Origin of the sequence: Massilia atriviolacea (assembly GCF_003953935.1) — a bacterium.
In the GTDB taxonomy this organism is placed as follows: domain Bacteria; phylum Pseudomonadota; class Gammaproteobacteria; order Burkholderiales; family Burkholderiaceae_D; genus Telluria_A; species Telluria_A atriviolacea.
In genome coordinates this window covers 625,248-645,927 of record NZ_RXLQ01000001.1, presented here as the reverse complement: position 1 = coordinate 645,927, position 20,680 = coordinate 625,248, and the positions used below count along the sequence as shown (strand labels likewise).

Genomic DNA, 20,680 nt, shown 5'->3' with positions numbered 1-20,680 from the left:
AGAGGAAGATCGGCAGTTCAGGCCGGGGCGGGGACGGCGTGCAGCAGCACCTGCGGCGGCGCGCCCAGCCACTGCAGGGCCATTCCGGCCGGGCTCAGCGCCTGCTGCGGCCCCAGGTCGCCGGCCTGGCGCAGGCCTTGCTCGACGGCGGCGGCCAGGCCCCCGTTCCCGCCCAGGGCCACGGTGCGGCGTTGCGGGTCGCGCCAGAAGCGGGCGATGTCGAGCGCGCCGGCGGCCGCCAGCGGCACCCCCGGCGCGGCCGGCGCCACGCTGCGGCATTGCAGCATGCCGTCGGCCGCCACCCCGGGCGCCAGCAGGGCCGGCGGCGGCGTGATGCGCAGCCGCTGCGCCATGCCGTCGAACAGCCACAGGCCGACGTTCGGCCCCAGGGTGGCCTGGCGCAGCAGCGGCAGGGCGCGTCCGCCGGCGTCGTCGGCCTCGACCCGCAGGTCCGGCCATCCCGGCACCAGCTCGCTGCGCAGCAGCACGCCGCTGCAGGCCGCGCCGGTGGCGGCCTCATCAGGTGCTGGCGCGCCCAGCGTCGCCGCCGTCCCCGGCCGGTGCGCGCGCGCGGCGCGCCACAGGCGCTCGCGCAAGGCTGCGTAGATGGCCTGGTCGGTGCTGCGGCGCAGGCCCAGCGAGAGGGCGCCGTCGAGCAGGGCCTGTTGCCACTGGGGATCGACCTGGAACACGCGCAGGCTTTCGGGCGGCAGCATGTCGGCGCGCGGCACCAGGGCGGCGAAAGGCAGCGTTTCCAGGCGCAGCATGGCGGCCAGGGCGGCGACGATGGTGTCGAGCGCGGCGCCCGGCAGTTCGGCCAGCGCCGCCTCGTCCCCGGCCAGCTCGGCCACGGCGGCGTGCACCCGCGCCGCCGTCAGCGCCGGCGCGGCCCGCAGCGGCGCGGGCCGGGCCGGCTGGCGCAGGCGCTGCGGCACGTCCGCCAGCAGTTCCGGCGTGAGCACGCTGGCGCACAGGGCGGGCGCGGCGGGGAACAGCTGGGCATGCAGGCGGCCCGCGCCGGCATGCGGGCGTGCCGCCAGCCGCAGCGCGCTGTGGCGCATTCGCTTGAGCACGCTGAACCAGGCTTGCATCAGGGGACGGTCGGCCAGGCTCAGGTTGCGCCCCAGGTACCAGGCGGCGCAGTGCGAGGCGTCGAGCACGTGGTCGCGCGCATCGACCACCAGGGCGTCGGAGAACTGCTCCCACAAGCGGCGCGGCGGCGCGGCCGCGCTGCCGACCGCCACCAGCGGGCCGCGATACCAGGCCAGCAGGCGTTCGCCGCCCCAGGTGGTGTGCGGCAGCGGCACGAAGCCGTCGCCCAGGCGCGCGGCCAGGCCCGGGTCGCCCAGCGCCGCCGCCGCTGCCGCTTGCGGCGGCAGCAGGCGCAGGTCGCGCGCGCGCCCGTCCTGTTCGAGCAGGCCGTGGGCCAGCGCGACGAAGGGCGTACGGCCGTCCTGTGCGGGCCCGCTGGTGAAGGTCCAGGCAGCCAGGCTGAGCATGCACAGCTGCTCGGCGCGCGCCTGGTGCTGCGCCAGCGCCGCCTCGGCGCCCGGCGCGCCGGCCAGCAGGTGGCCCCAGCCCTCGAGCGAGACCAGGTGCGCGATGTAGCGCCGCTGCGTGCCCGGCGCCGCCGGCGCCGGCAGGCGCAGGGCTTGCACGACGCAATACTCGTCGGCGCCGGCGCGCCGCACGTGGGCGCTCCAGCGCAGGTCGCACTGGCGCGGCAGCAGGGCGCCGAAGTCGCGCGGCAGCAGGCGGATGTGCTGGCAGGGGTCGTCGCCATCGCGTTCGGCGGGCGATGGCGTGAGGGCCGGGCCGACCAGCCCGGGCGTGTTCGCCAGCAAGTTCCAGAAGCTGCGCTGCGAACCGCCCCAGCGCCGGTGGCGCAGGTCGGCCGCCGGGTCGGCGCTGGCGGCCGGGAACAGCAGTTCGTGCTCTTCGCACACCAGCAGGGCCATCCCGGGCAGTTCCGGGTCGGCCGCGCCGTCGATGCGGGTCAGCCAGGCGCTGTGGGCGTCGCGCAGCACCACGTGCGGCAGCATGCCGGTCAGTTCGCCCTGTTCGCCGTCCTGCGGCATGCGCGCGTGCACCGCGTCCGGCGCCAGGCGGTAGCGCGGCCCGCTGACGGTGAAGGCGTGGCGCGCGCCCAGGCGCGCCTCGCCCGCCAGGTGCAACTGGTGTTCGACCTCGACCGTGTAGCTGCCGACCGCCAGCTGCGGCAGCGCAAAGTCGTCGAAGGTGAGCGCCGGTCCGGCGCCGGGCGTATCGTTCTGTCGGTTCTGTCGGTTCTGGTCGGTCTGGTCGCTCATGCGGAGAGGGCGCTGATGGTGGGTGGGCAGGCCAGGCGCGGGGCGCTGGGGAAGTGCAGGGCGGCGGCGGCGCCGAAGCGCGCGCCGTCGTCGAGCGCCGGCAGGTCGAAGCCGAGCGCGTTGAGGCGCTGGTGCAGCAGGCCGCGCGCAGCCACCGCGCCGGGCGCGCCGAAACCGGCCAGGCAGGCCATGGCCTGCGGCGCGGCCTCGAGCGGCTCGGCCATGGCGCCCGGCGCGCCCGGCAGCGGCAGGGGCGGCAGGCCGCATGAGGGGCTCAGCGGCGCGCAGACCCACAGGGTGGCGCCGGCCACCGTCAGCGGCGCGGCGCTCGCGCGCGCCGGCGGCGCGGCGATGCGCACCCCGGTCACCAGCGCATGGGTGTGGCGCTCGCCGTCCAGGCGCGGCTGCCCGTCCGCTTCGGGCGCGCCCCACAGGCCGGCAGCCAGGCAGGCCAGGCGCGGGGCGATGCGCCAGGCGCCGAGGTCGGCCAAGGGCTGGCCGTCGCGCAGCACCGTGATCCAGGCGCTGGCGCGCACGCCGGCGCTGGCGCAGGGGCGCACGCCGAACGGCGCCAGCTCCTGCGCGCCGGCCAGCGCGGTCCCCTGCACCCACACGCTGGTGGCCGGCGCGGCGAAGTCGGCGTCGAGGGTGAAACCGGCGCTGCTGGCGTGCGCCGGCAGCACGCCCTGGCGCGCGGCGCCGTCCGGGGCGCCCGGCGCCGCCAGGCGGCCCTGGGCCGGCGCCGGCGCCGCGCCCGGCACGCCGGCATCCATGCGCAGGCTGACCCGCTCGCTGTCGGGCGCCAGCAGGCGCCGCTTGACGCTGGCCCAGTCCGGCAAAGCGGGCGGCGCCGCCGGCGCGCCGAAGGCGACATGGACGTCGAACAGGTACAGATTGAGCACCACCTGGCCGCGCAGCGGCGGGCCGTCCAGGCGCATGCTGGCCGACAGCTCGAGCCGGATGGTCTTCTTGATGAACAGGAAGTCGATATCGTAGGACACGCCCGCGCACAGTCCCACCTCGGCCGTGAAGCTGAGCGGCTGGTAGCGCATCAGGAAGTCGGCGTGGGCCTGGAACCAGGCTTTCAGGCCGCCCGAGGCGAACGCGATATCGAGTGCGCCGCCGGCCATCACGCAGGCGGGGGTGAGGGCGCCGTAGACCCCGCCCTTGATCACCACCTTGTCGCCGTAGCGCCAGTTGAAGCCGAGCCGGCCGAGTACCGGCCAGGCGGCAGGGCGCTGGAACGCCGGGTGGTAGCCGCCCACGCTGACCACGAAGTCGGGGCGGGCCGGGTCGAGCCACCAGCAGGCGGCCATGCTGCCCGAGAGCACGCACTCGCGCACCAGCAGCCAGGAGCGCGGCGTGAGGCCGCCGCCCAGGCCGAGATAGCCGCTCAGGGGCTTGAGGCTGGCCTGGAATTCGACCTCGATGCAGGCCAGCGCTGCGCCGTTGTCCTGGCCCAGGGAGGCCGTGCACACGCCCATCAGGCTGAAACTCAGTTCGGGGCCGATGACGGCCACCGCCACCGCGTTGGTCTCGACCATCTTGTAGGTGGTAAAGCGCAGGCCGGCCGCCAGCCACATGGCGCCGGGCATCGGCTGCAGCCAGGGCGGCGCCGCCGGCGCGCCCCCGCACAGGGTGCCGAGCACCTGCAGCGGGCCCGGGGTCTTGCCCTGGGCGTCGGGCGCGAACAGGCCCGCCACGAAGGGGCAGGACCAGACTTCGCCGATGCGCGGCAGGCGCAGGTTGTAGTTGACCCCGAGGCCCCCGGAAAAACCGGTGATGAAGAAGGCCGGATCGCCCCCGATCGGGGCGCGCAGCTCGGCGAAGACGAAGATGGCGGTGCCGCCGTCGTCGAACTGGGCCAGTCCGCCGACCCCGGCCACGGCCACCTGGGCCACGCGCAGCAGCGCGCTGCCGCTCATGGCGAAGCCGAGGCGGCGCCCGGCGCCGGCCGACATCTGCGCCAGCTCGGCGTCGTCGCAGACGCGCAGGCCGGCGCCGACCATCAGCGGGGCCTTGTCGAACAGGATGCCGAGCCCGCTCAGGTGGAAGCGCGGCGCGAACGAGGCCAGCGGCGAACTCAAGCCGAGGCCGGCCGCTTCCAGCGTCAGGCCGGCGACCTGGACGGCGCCGTCGACCAGCACGCCCAGCTCGCCCTGCTCGAAGCGGACGCCGATGCGGCGCAGGCTGAGCGGACCGAGGTTTTTCTGCACGACGATCCAGCGCGTGGCGCCGGCGGGTCCGTCCGGCACCTCGGCCTCCACGGCCAGCGGCCGCAGCGCGCCCTGGGGCGGCGTATGCGGCGGCGCGGCCAGGCGCGCGCGGCGCTGGCCGGGTGCCAGGCCGAGCATGAGCGGCAGGCGCGCGCCGCCCAGGTCCAGCTCGAGGCCGACGGCGATCTGGGCCGGGCCGGCGCCGGCCGCCGCGCTGCCCAGCAGCAGGGTGGTGAAGTCGCGCATGTCGTCGCTGTCGAGCACCCTGTTGGCCAGCATCAGCCAGGGGTCGGCCAGGCCGATGTCGAGTTCGGGCGGCAGCAGCTTGCCCACCAGCGGCAGTTGCGACAGGCGCAGGGTGCGCCGCACCACCACGCCGGCGGCCAGCAGGGCGCGCGCGCCATCCTTGCCCGCGCCCTGGATGCGCAGCGCGCCCTGGCCCAGCTCCCACAGGGTCAGCTCCAGGTCGAGGCGGCGCGTTGCGGGGCCCAGGCTGGCCTGGGCGTGCAGCCACTGCAGGCGCGGCTCGAGACCGGGCGGCGCCGGCGGCAGGGCGGCTTCCTGGCCGAGCAGGTGCATCAGGTCGTCCAGGCCGACTGTCTGGTCGCGCCTCACCGTGCCGCGCTGGCCCCAGTCCAGTTGCAGTTGCCAGGCGCCGGCGCTGCGCGCCAGCGCGCCGCTCATGCGCCAGGCGCCGAGCTGCGCGCTGCCGTCGAGCCGCACCTCGCATTGCTTGCTGTCCTTGGGCCGGCGCAGCGCGAAGGTCGAATCCAGGTGCAGGCTGACGGTCGGCTGTCCGGCGCCGTCGAGCACCAGCGGCACGGTCACGCCCCAGTGGAAGCGCAGTTCGCGGCTGCCGGTGGTGAGCTCGAAGGCGAGCGCGTCGAGCGAGACCATGGCCAGGTGGGGCGGCAGCGCGGGCAGGCCCAGTTGCTCCGACATGGCCAGCTCGCGCATGGTCAGGCCGCGCCGTTCCAGGCTGGCCGCGAAGGTCCAGCTGCCATCGTCGTCGCGCGCGGCGCGGGCCTGGAAGGGCAGGCCGCCGACCCGGGCCAGGGCCAGCAGGGAACCGTGGTAGGTCCGGCTGGCGGAATCGCTGACATTGTTGACGCCGAGCGCGAATTCGACCCGGTCCAGCATCAGGAAGGGGGCGATGCCGACTTCCATCTCGACGTCGATTTCCAGCTCCAGCGACGACAGCGCGGGCGTGAACGGATTAAAGCGCAGCGTGAATTCGCTCAGCGTCACTTCCTCGATGTCGAGGAAGGCCTCGGGCAAGCCGGCGCCGACCACGGACGGACCGCCATGCGGCAGCGCCAGATGGCGCAGGCCGCGCGGCGGCTTGAAGCCGGCGCGCAGCGACAGCGACCAGTCGGCGCCGCGCTCGCCGAGCGGGATGTCGGCGTCGGCGTGGCACCAGGCGCCGCCGGGCAGGAGCAGGGCGCCGTGCAGCCACAGCTGGGCGCCGCCGCGCGCCACGCGCACGTACAGGCTGACGCACTGCAGGCTCACCGACGGCGCCAGTTGCGTGCCCTGCGTCAGGCCGATGCGCAGGTCCAGTCCCTGGAAGGCGGCGGCGCCGGCGAACGGGTCGAAGGACAGCTCGAACTTGTCCAGGGCCAGGCTGTCGAGCGCGTGCAGGCAGTCGGGCAGTTGCTGTTTCAGCTGTTGCGGGGCGAAGGCGCCGCCCTGTACCGAGGGAAACAGGCTTTCGACCAGGCCCAGCACGGCGAGGGGGGTGTGCAGCAGGTAGAGCGGCCGGTCCAGGCGCAGATGCCAGCTGGCGCCGCGCCGCAGCGGTACTTGCAAGGTCACGCCGGGCAAGTCTTCCGGCTCGGGGTCGGGACCGGGGTCGGCGCCGGGGGCGGCGCCCAGCCCGAGGCGCATCTGGGCCGACACCTGCAGCACCGGCGGCTGGTCCGGCGCGGCGCGCCGCAGCAGCAGGCGGGCGTTGTCCAGGCTGAGCGCGTCGAGCGCCGGAAAGCGCAGCTGCTCGGCCCACAGCTCCACCTCGAACTGCGGGGCGGCGCCGGGCTCGACCAGCACCGAGATGCGCGCATGCACCTGTTCGCAGACCTCGAGCAAGGGCTGGAGCGCGGCCACGGCACCCGCGGGCGCTATGCGCTCGAGCAACTGCGCCGCGTGCAGGCGCAGTTCGCGCAGTTCCAGCAAGACGCTATCGATGGCGCCATCCTCGTCCACGCCGAACATCAATTCGAGACGGCAGTCGAGCAGGCCGGCGACGGCGATCGCCGCGCCCACGCTGAGGTAGACCCCGGCCTGCTCGCGCGTGGCGGCGTCGGCATCGATGGTGACGCTAACGCCCTCGACGGCGAGCAGCGCGAGCAGCTGGGTGGCGCAGCGGCCGACGCCCGGCGCCAGCGGCTCGAGCTCGGCGGCGAGCTGCTGCAGGGTCAGGCCGCGCCCGGCCGCCAGGCGCGCGTCGATGGTGTCGAGTGCCGTCATGGCGTGCCCTCGCGTGCAATCGGATAGAACAGATCCGGGTCGAACTCGGCCTTGCTTAGCCCGAGGTCCTCGAACAGGCGCTGGTTGGCGGCCAGGGCGCTGTTGAGGTGGCCGTCGCCGCCGCGCCTGAGAACCGGGTCTTCGTTCGCAGTGACGCGCCGGGTACTGCCCAGCAATTGCACGGCAACGATACCGAACACGGGATGACTGTAGAGTTCGTTTAGAAAGGTTTCAGCCAAGTCCCGCTGAGCTCGACTTGGATATTTCTGGCCGCTGAAGTCGTTGCGTTCCCCATAGTCGCCCCCCCTTTTGTTCGGTGTCCATATCATGCTGATGAACGTCATGGCCACCTCGTCGGCGATACGCAGGATCTCGGACGCGGGCCATGCATTGCCCTTTGTGCGCAGTCTGAAGACATTGCACGCCGCAATTACGCCGAGCTCTTCCGCTGTCGGTTCCGGATCCACAGGCGCGTCTTTCTTCTTCTTCTTCTTTTTCTTTTCTTCCTCGGCAGGCGGCCTGGTCGACCTTAGTTTGTCGACCAGCACGCGCACGAACGCCATCTCGGCGTTGTGTCCGAGGGATCCGAGCACCAGACCGAGCGAGGCTTCCTTCTCCGAATGTGTGCCGCCGGCCTGCGTTATCTGGCACGCCACGGTATTGGCGATACTGTACAGGCGGCGGAACGGGTCGCGCAGGATCGCTTCGATATCGCAGCGCGCTTTGGCGCCGCTCTTGCCGTCTTCCTCCGGGCAGAAATAGGCAAACTTGTTGGTGCCCGTCGCCGTGAGGAGCTCAGGCTTGCAAAGCAGGTTCAGCACGGCATTCCGCGCGATCGGCAGGGGGCGCTTGAAGTTGATGGTGATATTCAGGCGCGGGCAGCATTCCCCAAGCTCGGTCTTGTTCATCTCGTCAGCCGTCGTCACGCGTAGGATCTGCCTTTCGATGTGCAGGCGGCGCCGCACGCCAGGTTCGCTGACGCAGCCCGCCACCTCGCTACCGGCCTCCGGCACGGGGGTACCGGCCGCGTGCGGGTCCAGGGTGGCATCGCTGACCTCGATGACCAGGGCCAGCGGCGAACGGAATTTCGCATCCTCGCTTGTGTCGCTGCTGTCTTCGTTCGACTTGCGTTTTTTCGAGTGAGGCGCTGATCCAATCGAATCGCGCTTGCGCTTTTTTTCTCCCACGCTCGACAGCGAACTCGGCTCTTCGTGGTCGGTGCGGTTGGTGCAAACCGAAAACCCGATGGCCCTGGTCATCGAGAAGTTCGTCAGCACGCGTCCGCGCGCCGCGTCGGCCGCCGTACTGTTCAGCGCCAGCAGTTTATTCAGATTGGCCACCGTTTGATCTTTCAGTGCCGTGTTATTACAGAGGACGCTGAAATCGTTCCAGAAGTAGACGCCGAAATCGACGCCGTCGTTCTGCCTGCGCATTGCCGTCTTCAGCAGTGCTTCCGAATAGACCTCGCTGGGTAGATTGGAATGTTTGAGGTTGGCAAGCATGACCACGGTATCGGGGTTGATCCGCTGGAGCCAGTAGAGGTCCTCCGAGCCTGTGCTGCTCGTGCCGACGCTGGTGGCGCTGCCATGGTGGGACGATTTGACGACCGAAAACGACTTGAGCTTGTCGCCGCTGCGCATCCAGGCCGGCGCCGAAACCCCGTCCTTTCCGGCGCCGGCGCCCAGAAGGGCGTCGAACGTCGGGTCTTCCAGTTCCGGCGCGAAGGCGTCGCCCGCCGAATAGAACAGAAAGTCGCCCCACTCGATCACGAAGCCGAGCGAAACCAGATTCGGACTGAATTGCGCCTTTTGCTCGGTGTCGATGCCTTCGCCGCGGCTTGCAAAGATCGGCTTGCCCATTCCGTCATCCTTGTCGACGAGCGGCGCCAGGACCCCGCCGCCGAAGAGCCAGTGGAAATTGATGTCGGCACAGCCGGGCTGGTCGAGCCGAGGCGTATTGTGTTCGTCAGGCGCCACCTTGCCGATGCAGGCGAACGGTGGAATCGTCCAGACCGAGGGCGTCTCCGTCCGTGGGTCGGTGGCCTTGCGCTTTGCCGATTGCTCCTGGCACCAAGTGAAATAATTGTCGATGCTGGCCTGTTTGAGCGGCACCGAGAACATCGGTTTGACCGCATTCGTCCGCAGCCGGATTCCCGCGTCGAGCCCAGGGTCGATGATGACCGCACTGCGGATCTTCTGCTCAACCAGACCGAGGACATGGTCTTCGTGAAAGTGCGTCAGCAATTGGTAGTCGAAGCGCCGCTCGGGTTCCCACCCGAGGTGCTTGCTACAGTAATCGTGCACATTCTGGTTGAGCGGGCCGCGTGCCAGACCGCCGTCGACGATCATGCTCCTGTAGTGCAGGCAGTCCTTGGGCAACGGCTCTTCCTGATGGCTGTCGTGCGCGCCTTCCCACATCTTGCACTCGATAATAATGCAGTCGCTGTAGCCAGCCTGCAAGAAATGGATGCGCAACCGCCGCTGTGAAGGTGTGGTCATCGTAATTCCGGGTGTCACGCGGCAGTTTCTCGCGCCGCTACCGTTAGTTTATAAATCGAAACATTGGTACAATAATATCATTAACATTTCCTGAATGCACGAAATATATGCGCCGAAGTCCGCTGTGGCGGCGCGTGTTGGGAGCGCTTCCTGTCGCGGGGAAGCCGCGCGCAGCCGGCTGTCACGTCAGTGAGGGCGGGTCCGGCGCCGGCTTACGCTTGCCGATGATCCGCTTGCGCGGAGACGGATGGCGCATTGGCGCGCGCCTTGTCCGTGTACTTCATGTAGGCCGGAAGCGCGATGGCGGCCAGGATGCCGATGACCATGATCGCCGGCAGGATGAATGCGAGCACATAGACCCCGCGGTTGTTGGGCGCCGGCGGCGGGCCGAATTCGTTGCTTCCTTCATCGCCGCGCTTGAACAGCATGATGAAAATGAAGTAGAGGTTGATGAAGGGAATAATGACGCCGATCAGATACAGGGCGCCCAGGCCCAGGTCTTGCAGCCGCCGGCGCGCAACGAGCAGTGGGACAAGCCAGATGGAAAACGTCAGCACCGTGCCGGCCAGGAACATGAAGTCCGTACTGACGAACGCGGCGAGCTGGAGGAGTAGTCCCAGCACCACGGAGGCGAGCATCCAGAGGGCGGTGGAGTACGCGATCCAGCGAACGCGTCCGATACGGCCGTTCAAGGCAAACAGGCGCGTCGCCGCAGAGATATTGGAATCTGAAAAATGGGTATGGGGCGCTGCGTAGATGTTGCTCACGATGGGTCCTAGGTAGTCAATTACCTTAATCAATATGCAATATTACCGGACGGGGAAGTCTGCCGTCCATTCCTATTTTCTTTTGTCATTAGTAATTGCGATAAAGCTACACCGATCCGCGTCATCGCGACGATGCGCCGGTCGGCATATTTTCAAGAAGTTCTAGACGACCGGTCTAATCTGGGTTACAGTGCATGCATGAATACAAGAACGCACTCCGACAACGCCCATGTCCGCGAGAACATCCTTGCCACCGGCCAGCGCATCATGGCGGCGAAGGGATTTTCGGCGGTCGGCCTGAACGAGATCCTGAGCGCCTCCGGGGTACCGAAGGGTTCGTTTTATCACTACTTCGGCTCCAAGGACGCGTTCGGGGAAGCCATGCTGGAAGCGTACTTCGAGGCCTATCTGGCGGATATCGATGCCACTCTCGGCCAGCCGGGCATCACCATGGCCCAGGGCCTGATGAATTACTGGCAAAGCTGGCAGGCGGCGCAAGCGTTTTCCGAGTGCCAGGGCAAGTGTCTCGCCGTGAAGCTGGGCGCGGAGGTGGCCGACCTGTCCGAAGCGATGCGCCTGTCGCTCAAGCGCGGTACGGCAGGAATCGTGGCCCGGTTGGCCGCGGCGATCGAGGCGGGCGTGGCGCAAGGGTCGCTGGCAATCGACAGCGATGCCGCGACGGCGGCGCACAGCCTGTATCAGTTGTGGCTGGGCGCGAGCATCATGGTGAAGATCACCCGCAGCACCGAGCCGTTCGGGCGGGCGATGACGACCACGCGACAGATGCTGCACCTGCCGCCGGAATAAGCGGCATTGTCGATCGGAGCGTAAACTTGTGACTGTGTGCTAGTCGACTGGTCTACTCAGGTGGGGCGAGTTTTTTTGTTTGGCATATTTTTTTTGCTGGCGCAGTAGACGACTGGTCTACTCAAAGGCGTTTTGTAATTTACCTAGGAGAAATAACATGAAAGTACTGATCGTCTTGACCTCGCATAGCGAACTTGGCAGCACCGGCCGCAAGACCGGTTTCTGGCTGGAAGAGCTGGCGGCGCCGTATTACGCGCTCAAGGATGCGGGTGTGGAAGTGGTGCTGGCCTCGCCGCAAGGCGGCCAGCCGCCGCTCGATCCGAAAAGCAAGGAGCCTGATTTCCAGACCGAACAAACGCATCGATTCGAAGCCGACGCCGCCGCCACCGCGCAACTGGCCGCGACCGTGCGCCTCGATACGGTCCAGCAAGCGGATTTCGACGCGGTGTTCTATCCGGGCGGCCACGGCCCGCTGTGGGACCTGGCGCAGGACAAGGACTCGATCGCGCTGATCGAGGCGTTCATCGCTGCCGACAAGCCCGTCGCGCTGGTGTGCCATGCGCCCGGCGTGCTGCGCGATGTCAAGGCCCCGTCGGGCCGTCCGCTGGTGGAAGGCAAGCGGCTTACCGGCTTTACCAATACCGAAGAAGAGGGCGTCGGCTTGACCGATGTGGTGCCCTTCCTGGTGGAAGACATGCTCAAGGAAAAGGGCGGCATCTATTCCAAGGGCCCGGACTGGGCTTCCTACGTGGTCGGCGACGGGCTGCTGATCACCGGCCAGAATCCCGGCTCGTCGGCCGCCACCGCCGCCGCCCTGCTTGCGCGCCTCGCCTGAGTCGATGCGTCCACGGCGTCCCGGTACCGGGACGGCGCGCGACCGGCACGGGAAGGTAGGTAATTCGTCGAAAGGCGATATCTTCCCGGCTGCCCTCATGATTTGCGATTCGTCGTCGATATAACCTTATGTCAATGTTGCTTCGGCGCTCAAACCGCCCTGAAGTGTCCAATTGACAAAAAAACTATCTCTTACCTATCGCGAACATGACCGCCATTTCATCTCTATCGAGTCCCATCACGGCGCCGGCGCGCAGTCCTTCACCGGTGTCTCCGCGCAGCGAAGCGCCGCCGGTCCAGCGGACGCCCCCGTCGACCATCGTCAAGCTCAGCCCGGAGGGGCTGTCCGCATCCGCCTCCGGGCGCGCCGTCCTGCGTTGGGAATCCGCGGCGCAGGATGGCCTCAGCGCGCTAATGGCGAGCAATATGGCGTCGCGCTCGGTGGCTGGCCGCTTCGACGGACTGGGCGCGGCCTTGCTGGGCCAATTCCGGGGCGACGCCGCCAATGTGTCGCAATCGGTGCAGCTCGCTCCGGCCGGCGCGCCCTCGTCGCCGTACGGGATCGCCGCCGCAATGCCGGCCATGCACGGCTTCGGCGAGGACAGGATGTCGCTCACTATCGTCACCAAAACCGGGGTCGAGGTCACATTGGGCCTGGACAACCAGGAGGATGGCCTGGCGCTGCGGATGAATGCCAGCGGCGAACTGAGCGAAGCCGAGCGCGGCGCCCTGGCCGGCCTGGCCGCTGCCTTCCAGGAAGCCATCGACGGCATGACGCAGGAGCCGCCCTCGGTCAGGCTGGAAGGCTTGACCCAGTTTAATTCGGCCGTGCTGGCGTCGGTCGACTTGCGCGCCGCGATCAAACAGCGCACCGATCCGGAAGGCACGCAATCGCTGCATTTCAAGGCCGATCATGCCGGTCGCACGGTCAGCCTCGACGGTCCGTCGGGCTCGGCCTCGGTGCGGGTCGACACGGGCAATCTGTCCAACCTCGGCAGCGCGGACCAGCAGGCAAGGGCGCTGGCCAATCACCTCAAGCAAATCGACCAGGCCGCCGGGCGGGGACGCGCCGACGCCGGACTCATGAGCATGTTCAAGGAAGCGTTTTCCGCCCTCAACAGCAATGTCGGCGCCGTGCAGGCGCGCCCCGGCGTGGCCGTGGCCGGCAAATGGGAGCTGGCGGCCGAAGACCATGCGGTCTTGAGCGGGCTGGCCGATTTCAGCGCCTCGGTCAGCCAGGCGTCCGGCGCCATCAACCCGATGCGGCCGACCGAAATGGACAGCTTCGCCTACGACTTGTCGCAAAGCACCAGCATCGGCGGGCGCAGCCAGGGCGAGCGCACGGTGTCGCAGCAGCAAAAATCCGAACTCAATGCCAGCTTCCACACGCCGAGCGTGCCCGGCACCACGCTGAGACTGGGCTACGACCGCGAATCGCAGAACTACGACTACCACCAGATCAAGGATGCGGCCAGCAGCGATGTCGACCTGGCCTACAGCGACGGCCATCTGGTCAAGGCCACCCTGAATCAATCGGCCACGCAGTCGGCCAGGGTGATGAGCTACATCATGGGCGACCTGGTGTCGGACACCGTCACGCCCGGCCAGCAATCGCTCCAGCGCGACCTGCTGGCGGTGCTGGCGCCTTACCTGAGCGGCCAGACCGGCTTGAACGAGCAGCAAAAGGACGACCAGCGCCAGCAATTGTGGAGCAGCCTGGGCGAGCAAGTCTTGCTCAAGGGCTATCCATAAGGCATCGCCAGCGGCACACATTCCCCGGCGCTTCCCGGCGCCGGACGCGGCCGCGGCGCTTTCTTGCGCCTCGTCGAGCGATCTCTTCCCCGATACCGTTGATTTAACGGCATACTTAACTCGTCAGCATCGTTTTTTCGCGTCGGATGGCAGCATCCCGGCCGCTTCTTCGTATCACGTTTCGCCACCTTACCCGGACTGGAGTGACTCATGAACGCGAACACCGCAGGCGCGCCCGCGCTCAAGCAAGCCTTAAGCACCTTTCAGTTGTGGGGCATCGCCGTCGGACTGGTGATCTCCGGCGAGTATTTCGGCTGGAGCTACGGCTGGGCCTCGGCCGGCACGCTCGGCTTTGCGGTGACGGCGATCTTCATCGCCGCCATGTACACCACCTTCATTTTCAGCTTCACCGAGTTGACGACCGCGATTCCCCACGCGGGCGGGCCGTTTGCCTACAGCAAGCGCGCCTTCGGGCCGCTGGGCGGCTACATCGCCGGCGCCGCGACCCTGATCGAATTCGTGTTCGCGCCGCCGGCCATCGCCCTGGCCATCGGCGCCTACCTGAACGTGCAGTTCCCCGCGCTCGACCCCAAGCTGGTGGCCGTGGCCGCGTATGCGATTTTCATGACCATGAATATCCTCGGCGTGCAGGTGGCTGCCACGCTGGAACTGATGCTGGCGCTGCTGGCGATTTTCGAATTGCTGGTGTTTATGGGCGTGGTGGCGCCGGGTTTTTCGCTGGCTAACTTCACCAAAGGCGGCTGGGCCGGGCAGGACAGCTTCAGCATGGCGGCCGTGCCCGGCATGTTCGCCGCGATTCCCTTCGCGATCTGGTTTTTTCTTGCCATCGAGGGCGTGGCGATGGCGGCCGAAGAGGCCAGGAACCCGCGCCGCTCGATTCCGGTCGCGTATGTGAGCGGCATCCTGACCCTGGTGGCGCTGGCGCTCGGCGTGATGCTGTTCGCGGGCGGCGCCGGCGACTGGACCAAGCTGTCGAACATTAACGATCCGCTGCCGCAGGCGATGAAGATGATCGTCGGCGGCAGCAGCGGCTGGCTGCACATGCTGGTCTGGCTGGGCTTGTTCGGGCTGATCGCGTCGTTTCACGGGATTATCTTCGGCTACTCGCGCCAGATCTTCGCGCTCGCCCGCGAAGGCTATCTGCCCCATTATTTCGCCAGGATCCATCCGCGCTTCAAGACCCCGCACCGGGCCGTGCTGGCGGGCGGCGCGGTCGGCATCGCGGCGATCTACAGCGATGAGCTGATCAAGATCGGCGGCCAGACCCTGACCGCCAATATCGTCACCATGTCGGTGTTCGGCGCGATCACGATGTATATCGTCAGCATGCTGGCGCTGTTCAAGCTGCGCCGCAGCGAACCGGACATGGCGCGGCCGTTCAGGGCGCCGCTGTATCCGTTCTTTCCGCTGTTCGCCTTGCTCGGTGCGCTCGTGTGCCTGGGAACCATGGTCTACTACAACTTTGTCATGGCCTTGGTGTTCGCCGGCTTGCTGCTGGTCGGGTATATGGTGTTCCTGATGACGGCGGGGCGGCGGGCGACGCTGGCGGCGGCGCAGGTTCAAGCGGGCTCGACATAATCGCCTGGGACTGTGCTGTATCATACCGGCTTTTGCTTCGGGCTCAACCTCGCCCATCTTGAGACCATGTATGAAATTCACCTGACCACGGCGGCGCTGGCGGAAGCGCAGTGGCCCGCCTTCGAGCGCTTTGCCGCGTCGATCGGCGCCAAACCCATGGTGATCGAGCTGGCGCGCGGCACGCATCCGGTTCAGCCGATGCTGACCTTGTGCCGTGCCGGCGCCATCGATGAGGTCATCGCTCTTGCGCAGAGGCTGGCCGGGCAGGCGGCGCAAGCCGGCATGGAGGTGGTGCGCTGCAAGATCGAGCAGGATGCGTCGCCCGGCATGCCTGCCCCGGCGGGCGGGCGCCATCACTACGTCGAATGGCATGGCCGCCTGGCTGTCGCGGAGCATCAGCGCGTGGAACTGGCGGCGCTGTGCGCGCCCTTCGGCGCGCATGTGTCCAACAACGCCATCCGTGGCGGCGACATTCGCTACCTGACCTTGCGCGACCCGGGCGGGCTTGCCGGTCTGCGCGAACGCGTGGCGCACTTGTGCGAGCTGCTCGGCGCGCGCGGGTGGACGATCCAGAAACAGCAATGGGAAAGCGTCGTTTTCGACAGCAATCTGTTGCTCGACGCCGGATGGCTGGAGCAGTGACCGTGACGCTCGCCATGCAGGCGATACGCGACCATGCACTACGCACCGGCACGCCCGAGGCCACTGCGGCGCGCATCGTCATCGAGGAGGGCTTTCTCAGGCGCGCCGCGATGGTGGACGGTCCCTTCGTGCTCAAGGGGAGCTACGTGACGCGCCAGCGCATTCGCGAGGGCTGGCGGCGCATTCCGGGCGACCTCGATTGGGTCGCGCTGGAACCGCCCGATGCCGCGCAGCTGACTGCATGGGTGACGGCCGTGACCGATATCGAACTCGATGACGGCGTGCGCTTCCGCAGTTTTTCGGGCGATCCGTTCTGGCGCAGGATCGAGTACGCGATGGACGAGGATTTCCCGACCGTCAACACGGATATCGCCGGGTGGATCGGCGGCCAGCAGCCTGTCGACTGCCGCATCGATGTCAGTTTCGGCCTGGCGCTCGATCCGCCGCCGCAGGCCATGCCGTACCGGCCGCAATTCGGCGCGCCGTTCATGCTGCCCAACAGCGTATCGACCGAACTGCAGATCGCGTGGAAGCTGCACCAATGCCTGGCGCGGCCGCGCTTCAAGGATATGCTCGACCTGATCCTGCTGCTCGAGGACAACCGCGTCGATGCACACCGGGTCTGGGAGGCGTTGGCGCGTGAGTGCGGGGACCGGCTGGCGCTGATCGGGCGCTTCGACTGGCTGCTCGACCGAAAGATCTCCCTGCATCCGGGCTGGCAGGGACGCGGCAGCGCCGAGGCATGTTTTGCTGACTGGAGTCGTCCGCAGGCCGGCCACGCCGCAACACACTTGTACGAAGCGCCGCTCGACGAGGTGTACGCCGGCGGCCGTGACCGGTGGTGCGGCTATCACGACTTCATTGAAGAACTGGCATGCAGCCTGCGGGGCGCCAACTTCCGGCATGTCCCCGCGCCGGTGGAGAGCGTGCGGGCGCAGGCGCCGCTGGCTGCCAGCCAGAGCGCCACGGACGCCGCGCAAGGCGGTGTGGCGGCCAGGCTGGCGCGCTGGTTCGGGCGGCGCCGCTAGAGGCGCCTGCGTTTCACTTTCACTGGTCCTTGTTTTGCGCCTTGAGGCGTGCCAGCGTGTCCTGGGCGTTGTGCGCTTTTGGATCGAGCTCGAGCGCGCGCTGGTAGCTGGCGATGGCAGCGTCGAGCTGCCCGTTCTTTTCATATGCTTCGCCGAGGCTGTCGAACACATTGCTGCTGGCCGGGAACTGCGTGGCGTTGAACTTGAACACGGCCAGGCTGTCTTCCAGCCTGCCTTGCCGCAGCATCTCGTAAGCCCACTCGTTGACGAAGACTTCCCCGAGCGACAACTGCGGATCGGCGGCGCGCAGCTCCTGGTAGACGGCGCCGATGCGCTCGTAGCCGCGCTTTGCCAGGGCATCGAGCAAGGCCGGCGGCGGGCTGTACATGGTCAGCGGAAAGGCGCGGTTCAGGGCGCGCCGGGCGATGTCGTCCGAACCGCTGTGCGAATTGGACATCAGCACCACGCCGCGCCGCGTGTCCGGATCGAAGCCGATATACGTGCGGTAGCCGGCCGTTCCGCCGTTATGCCAGACGATATGCGAGCCGAACTTGTCGAGGATATGCCAGCCCAGGCCGATGAATTCGCCCGCCTGCTTGCCGAGCGGGTGCTGCGGCTTGTGCGTGGCCCGCATCGCCGGATACAGCGGTGAAGGTATCAGGCCGGCGTTGGCGCCGACGAATTTGAGCATGTCGGCCGTGCTCGAGCGCAGCGCGCCCATGCCGGCCAGCGCCGGCATGTCCCAGTTCTGCGAGGCCTTGCCGGGCATCCCGTAGCCGGTCGCCAGGCGCCGTTGCATGTCGGCGCTGAGCGTGATGGCGGTGCTGTCCATGCCCAGCGGCGTGGCGATGCGCTGGCGCACCAGGGTCTCGACATCGCTGCCGGCGCGCAGGGCCAGGATGTGTCCGAGCAAGCCCATGCCATAATTGGAATACGCATACACGTCGCCGCTGGCGCGGGTCGGCCGGTAGCTGGCGAGCGCCGCATACAGTTGCGGCACGCTGTAGTCGGCGAACGGATTGCCCGGATTGGCGGGCGCCAGGTTGGACGGGATGCTCGGCAGGCCGGACAGCTGCGCCGCCAGTTCGCGCAAGGTGATCGGCTTGCCCTCGAAGGCCGGGGTCTTGACGCCGGCGGGGAGGTGGGCGCCGATCGGATCGTCGAGCTTGAGGTCGCCGCGCAGCACCATGTCGCTTAACAAGGTGGTGGTGAAGACCTTGGTGATCGAACCGATTTCATATACCGAATCGGCGTCGGCAGGCGCCCCGCCGATGCTCACGGTGCCGTAGGACAGCACCCGGCTGCCGCGCGGATCGATCAGGCCGACCACCATGCCGCTGCCTTTCTTATCGATGTCGACGCGCGCCTTCATCATGGCGAGGATCTCGGCGTCGGTGGCGGGCACGGGCGCTGCGGCCTGGGCGGCGGCGCTGGCGGCCAGCAGGGCCAGGACGCAGGAACTGGCAAGCAGCGGCAGGGTGAGGCGTGAGCGGGTCATTGTCGTCGAAGGGAGCATGGCAGGAGTCGGTTGCAGGCAGGGCGCAGTGTAGCAGCACGGATGGCGGCCCGGGCCTCCGGGCATCGGGGTATCCAGTCCACTTTGTTCCGCCGCGCCCGCCACCTGGTCGATGATGTGTTGTATAGACAATGTTTTAGTGGCAGACTAGCGCTCTCTCATCCATGGATTCCCTATGAAAAAAGCATTGTTCGCCCTGGCCGTGTGCTGCGCCGCCGTTCCCTCGTTTGCCCAGGCGCCCGCCGGCATGCCGGCGGCGTCCAGCCAGCCGCAGGCCGCGCGCCCCGCGCCGACATTGACGTTCAACACCTATCTGCTGGAATCGGCGGTGCTGTCCGAAACGCGGCGCATCAATGTCTTCGTGCCGCCCGGTCACGGCGGCAAGGATGCGGCGCCGCTACCGGTGCTGTACATGCCGGACGGCGGCCAGGCCGAAGACTTTCCGCATGTCGCCGAGACGGTGCAGACGCTGGTGGCGGCCGGGCGCATGATGCCGGTGCTGCTGGTCGGCATCGAAAACACCGAGCGCAGGCGCGACCTGACCGGTCCGACGACGGTCGAGAGCGACAAGAAAATCGCGCCGAGGGTGGGCGGGTCGGCGGCTTTCCGCCAGTTCATCCGCACCGAGCTGATGCCTTACATTGCCGCCAATTTCCGGGTCACGGCGGACAAGGGCATCGTCGGCGAATCGCTGGCCGGGCTGTTCATCGTCGAAACCCTGCTGGTCGAGCCGGCCCTGTTCGACCGTTACGTGGCGATCAGCCCCAGCGTGTGGTGGAACGACGAGGCGCTGGTGCGCGCCGCCGATGCGCGCATCAAGGCGCTGCCGGCCGCGCCGAAGAAGATCTTCCTGACCTCGGCCGATGAAGACAATATCGTGCCCGGCACGGCGCGCCTGGCGGCCGCGCTGCTGGCGCATGCGCCGGCCGCAGTCAGCCTGACCTTCAAGCCGATGCCGAAAGAGCATCACGGCACGATCTACCGCGCCAGCGAGGCGGTGGCGCTGGAGGCGGTGTATGGCACGCGAACCGCGGCCGGGACCGGTGCCGTGCCGGGCAAGTCGGCGGGCGCGGCGCAGTAAGCGACGGCGACTGCGCAAGAAAGGCGGCGCCGGCCCGGTTCCGCCTTCGGATCTTGTCACGATTCTCACGCATTCTCTCCGTTATACAACGGTTTTCATTTTCCTGGTGCAACACGTTTGACATTGGCGCGCGCTCGCGCCTATCCTTGCTGCATGGCCCTGTGCATTGCACAGGCCCATTTGTTTCGAGCTCCCGCAACACCGGGCGCCGCTGCCGGCCCCAACCTCGCCGGCGGACAATGCCGCACGTTTGACCTGATCCTCGTCTGACTCTTCGCTCAAGATGTACCTGGTGCGCCTGTCCTTGCGCGTCCAGTAACCTTACGGAAAACTCAAGATGCCATCTATCGTCAAGCACCGACTCGCGCTTTCCCTTTCCACCATGCTGGTGTGCGCTTCCCAGGCATCGGCCCAGACCGGCGCGGCCGATGCGCCGGCGCCGGCGGCCGCGCCGGCGACGACCATGACGGCCAACGTCACCCTGGCCTCCCAATACATTTCGCGCGGTTTCCGCCAGACCTGGGGCAAGCCGGCGCTGCAGGGCGGCTTCGACATCGGGCATCCGAGCGGCTTCTCGGCCGGGGTCTGGATGTCGACCGTCAGCAACCGCTTCATCGAGAATGGCACGCTCGAAGTCGACCTCTACGGCGGCTATACCGGCAGCGCAGGCCCGATCGGCTACAGCGCGCTGGTCTATTACTACAAGTACCCGGGCGCCGAGTACAAGGCCAGCGCCACCACCTACGACTACGGCGAGCTGTCGCTGGGCATGACCTACAAGTTTTTCTATGCCAAGTACAACAGCACCTATACCAAGGAATTCTTCGGCATTACCAACGCGCGCGGGACAGGCTACCTGGACATCGGCGCCAATGTCGACCTCGGTTCGGGCTATACCCTCAACCTGCACGCGGGAGACGGCCGGGTCGACGGCGCCGGCAACGATATCTGGAACTGGCGCGACGTCAAAGTAGGCGTGAGCAAGGCCTTCGAGGGCGGCTGGGCCATGTCGGGCGCCTGGACCAAGGCGCGCGGCGCCACCAATGCCTACGATGCGTACACGCTCGGCATTCCCGATTCGTCGGGCGCGATCGCGGTCTCGAATCCGGCTGTCGGCACCTTTGTCCTTGCACTGACTAAAACATTTTGACGTTCGATTACACCG

The 20,680-nt window shown here is 67.9% G+C and carries 13 protein-coding genes; 8 read left to right on the top strand and 5 right to left on the bottom strand.

What is annotated here, in order from left to right; genetic code table 11:
* Positions 1–17: 17 nt before the first annotated feature.
* The 4 genes from EJB06_RS31670 to EJB06_RS02730 all read right to left on the bottom strand — a co-directional run bounded on the left by EJB06_RS31670 (position 18) and on the right by EJB06_RS02730 (position 10,256).
* Positions 18–2,309, bottom strand: coding sequence for a hypothetical protein (locus EJB06_RS31670; protein ID WP_164557785.1), 2,292 nt, complete (start codon positions 2,307–2,309; stop codon positions 18–20).
* Positions 2,306–6,991, bottom strand: a complete 4,686-nt coding sequence (locus tag EJB06_RS02740) for a DUF6603 domain-containing protein (RefSeq protein ID WP_126072447.1) — start codon at positions 6,989–6,991, stop codon at positions 2,306–2,308. The genes EJB06_RS31670 and EJB06_RS02740 overlap by 4 nt, the downstream gene beginning before the upstream one ends.
* Complete coding sequence (locus EJB06_RS02735; RefSeq protein ID WP_126072446.1) at positions 6,988–9,489, bottom strand: ComEC/Rec2 family competence protein; 2,502 nt, start codon at positions 9,487–9,489, stop codon at positions 6,988–6,990. Before EJB06_RS02735 ends, EJB06_RS02740 begins: the two co-directional genes overlap by 4 nt.
* Positions 9,490–9,701: 212 nt before the next feature.
* Complete coding sequence (locus tag EJB06_RS02730) at positions 9,702–10,256, bottom strand: DUF805 domain-containing protein (RefSeq protein ID WP_164557784.1); 555 nt, start codon at positions 10,254–10,256, stop codon at positions 9,702–9,704.
* A gap of 198 nt (positions 10,257–10,454) precedes the next feature.
* Between EJB06_RS02730 and EJB06_RS02725 the strand changes: the two genes are divergently transcribed.
* The 6 genes from EJB06_RS02725 (at position 10,455) to EJB06_RS02705 (ending at position 16,918) form a co-directional block, all read left to right on the top strand.
* Positions 10,455–11,063: a TetR/AcrR family transcriptional regulator gene (locus tag EJB06_RS02725; protein ID WP_126072444.1), complete on the top strand. Its 609-nt coding sequence runs from the start codon at positions 10,455–10,457 to the stop codon at positions 11,061–11,063.
* 157 nt (positions 11,064–11,220) lie between these two features.
* Positions 11,221–11,898 carry a type 1 glutamine amidotransferase domain-containing protein gene (locus EJB06_RS02720; protein WP_126072443.1) on the top strand — a complete coding sequence of 226 codons (678 nt, stop codon included), beginning with the start codon at positions 11,221–11,223 and terminating at the stop codon, positions 11,896–11,898.
* 206 nt (positions 11,899–12,104) lie between these two features.
* Positions 12,105–13,649, top strand: coding sequence for a hypothetical protein (locus tag EJB06_RS02715; protein WP_126072442.1), 1,545 nt, complete (start codon positions 12,105–12,107; stop codon positions 13,647–13,649).
* A 210-nt stretch (positions 13,650–13,859) separates the two neighbouring features.
* Positions 13,860–15,248, top strand: coding sequence for an ethanolamine permease (gene eat, locus EJB06_RS02710; RefSeq protein ID WP_126072441.1), 1,389 nt, complete (start codon positions 13,860–13,862; stop codon positions 15,246–15,248).
* A gap of 66 nt (positions 15,249–15,314) precedes the next feature.
* Entirely contained in the window at positions 15,315–15,890 is a 576-nt protein-coding gene (locus tag EJB06_RS31665) for a hypothetical protein (protein ID WP_164557783.1), read from the top strand.
* Positions 15,891–15,892: 2 nt separating this feature from the next.
* Entirely contained in the window at positions 15,893–16,918 is a 1,026-nt protein-coding gene (locus EJB06_RS02705) for a nucleotidyl transferase AbiEii/AbiGii toxin family protein (RefSeq protein WP_164557782.1), read from the top strand.
* A 19-nt stretch (positions 16,919–16,937) separates the two neighbouring features.
* Here EJB06_RS02705 and EJB06_RS02700 read toward each other — a convergent pair whose 3' ends face one another.
* The gene (locus EJB06_RS02700) at positions 16,938–18,416 is read right to left on the bottom strand and encodes a serine hydrolase (RefSeq protein ID WP_126072439.1); all 1,479 of its coding nucleotides are present in this window, start codon (positions 18,414–18,416) and stop codon (positions 16,938–16,940) included.
* A 193-nt stretch (positions 18,417–18,609) separates the two neighbouring features.
* On the opposite strand from EJB06_RS02700, the gene EJB06_RS02695 reads away from it, so the two are divergent.
* Both EJB06_RS02695 and EJB06_RS02690 read left to right on the top strand, forming a co-directional pair.
* Positions 18,610–19,515: an alpha/beta hydrolase gene (locus EJB06_RS02695; RefSeq protein WP_198420741.1), complete on the top strand. Its 906-nt coding sequence runs from the start codon at positions 18,610–18,612 to the stop codon at positions 19,513–19,515.
* A 337-nt stretch (positions 19,516–19,852) separates the two neighbouring features.
* A complete protein-coding gene (locus EJB06_RS02690; RefSeq protein ID WP_126072438.1) occupies positions 19,853–20,665 on the top strand; it encodes a TorF family putative porin in 813 nt (270 codons plus the stop codon).
* Positions 20,666–20,680 lie beyond the last annotated feature (15 nt).

Excerpts from the sequence above, each read along its gene's own strand:
- EJB06_RS31670 (WP_164557785.1), bottom strand. The coding sequence starts at position 2,309 with ATGAGCGACCAGACCGACCAGAACCGACAGAACCGACAGAACGATACG.
- EJB06_RS02740 (WP_126072447.1), bottom strand. The coding sequence starts at position 6,991 with ATGACGGCACTCGACACCATCGACGCGCGCCTGGCGGCCGGGCGCGGC.
- EJB06_RS02735 (WP_126072446.1), bottom strand. The coding sequence starts at position 9,489 with ATGACCACACCTTCACAGCGGCGGTTGCGCATCCATTTCTTGCAGGCT.
- EJB06_RS02725 (WP_126072444.1), top strand. The coding sequence starts at position 10,455 with ATGAATACAAGAACGCACTCCGACAACGCCCATGTCCGCGAGAACATC.
- EJB06_RS02720 (WP_126072443.1), top strand. The coding sequence starts at position 11,221 with ATGAAAGTACTGATCGTCTTGACCTCGCATAGCGAACTTGGCAGCACC.
- EJB06_RS02715 (WP_126072442.1), top strand. The coding sequence starts at position 12,105 with ATGACCGCCATTTCATCTCTATCGAGTCCCATCACGGCGCCGGCGCGC.
- eat (WP_126072441.1), top strand. The coding sequence starts at position 13,860 with ATGAACGCGAACACCGCAGGCGCGCCCGCGCTCAAGCAAGCCTTAAGC.
- EJB06_RS31665 (WP_164557783.1), top strand. The coding sequence starts at position 15,315 with ATGTATGAAATTCACCTGACCACGGCGGCGCTGGCGGAAGCGCAGTGG.
- EJB06_RS02700 (WP_126072439.1), bottom strand. The coding sequence starts at position 18,416 with ATGACCCGCTCACGCCTCACCCTGCCGCTGCTTGCCAGTTCCTGCGTC.
- EJB06_RS02695 (WP_198420741.1), top strand. The coding sequence starts at position 18,610 with ATGAAAAAAGCATTGTTCGCCCTGGCCGTGTGCTGCGCCGCCGTTCCC.
- EJB06_RS02690 (WP_126072438.1), top strand. The coding sequence starts at position 19,853 with ATGCCATCTATCGTCAAGCACCGACTCGCGCTTTCCCTTTCCACCATG.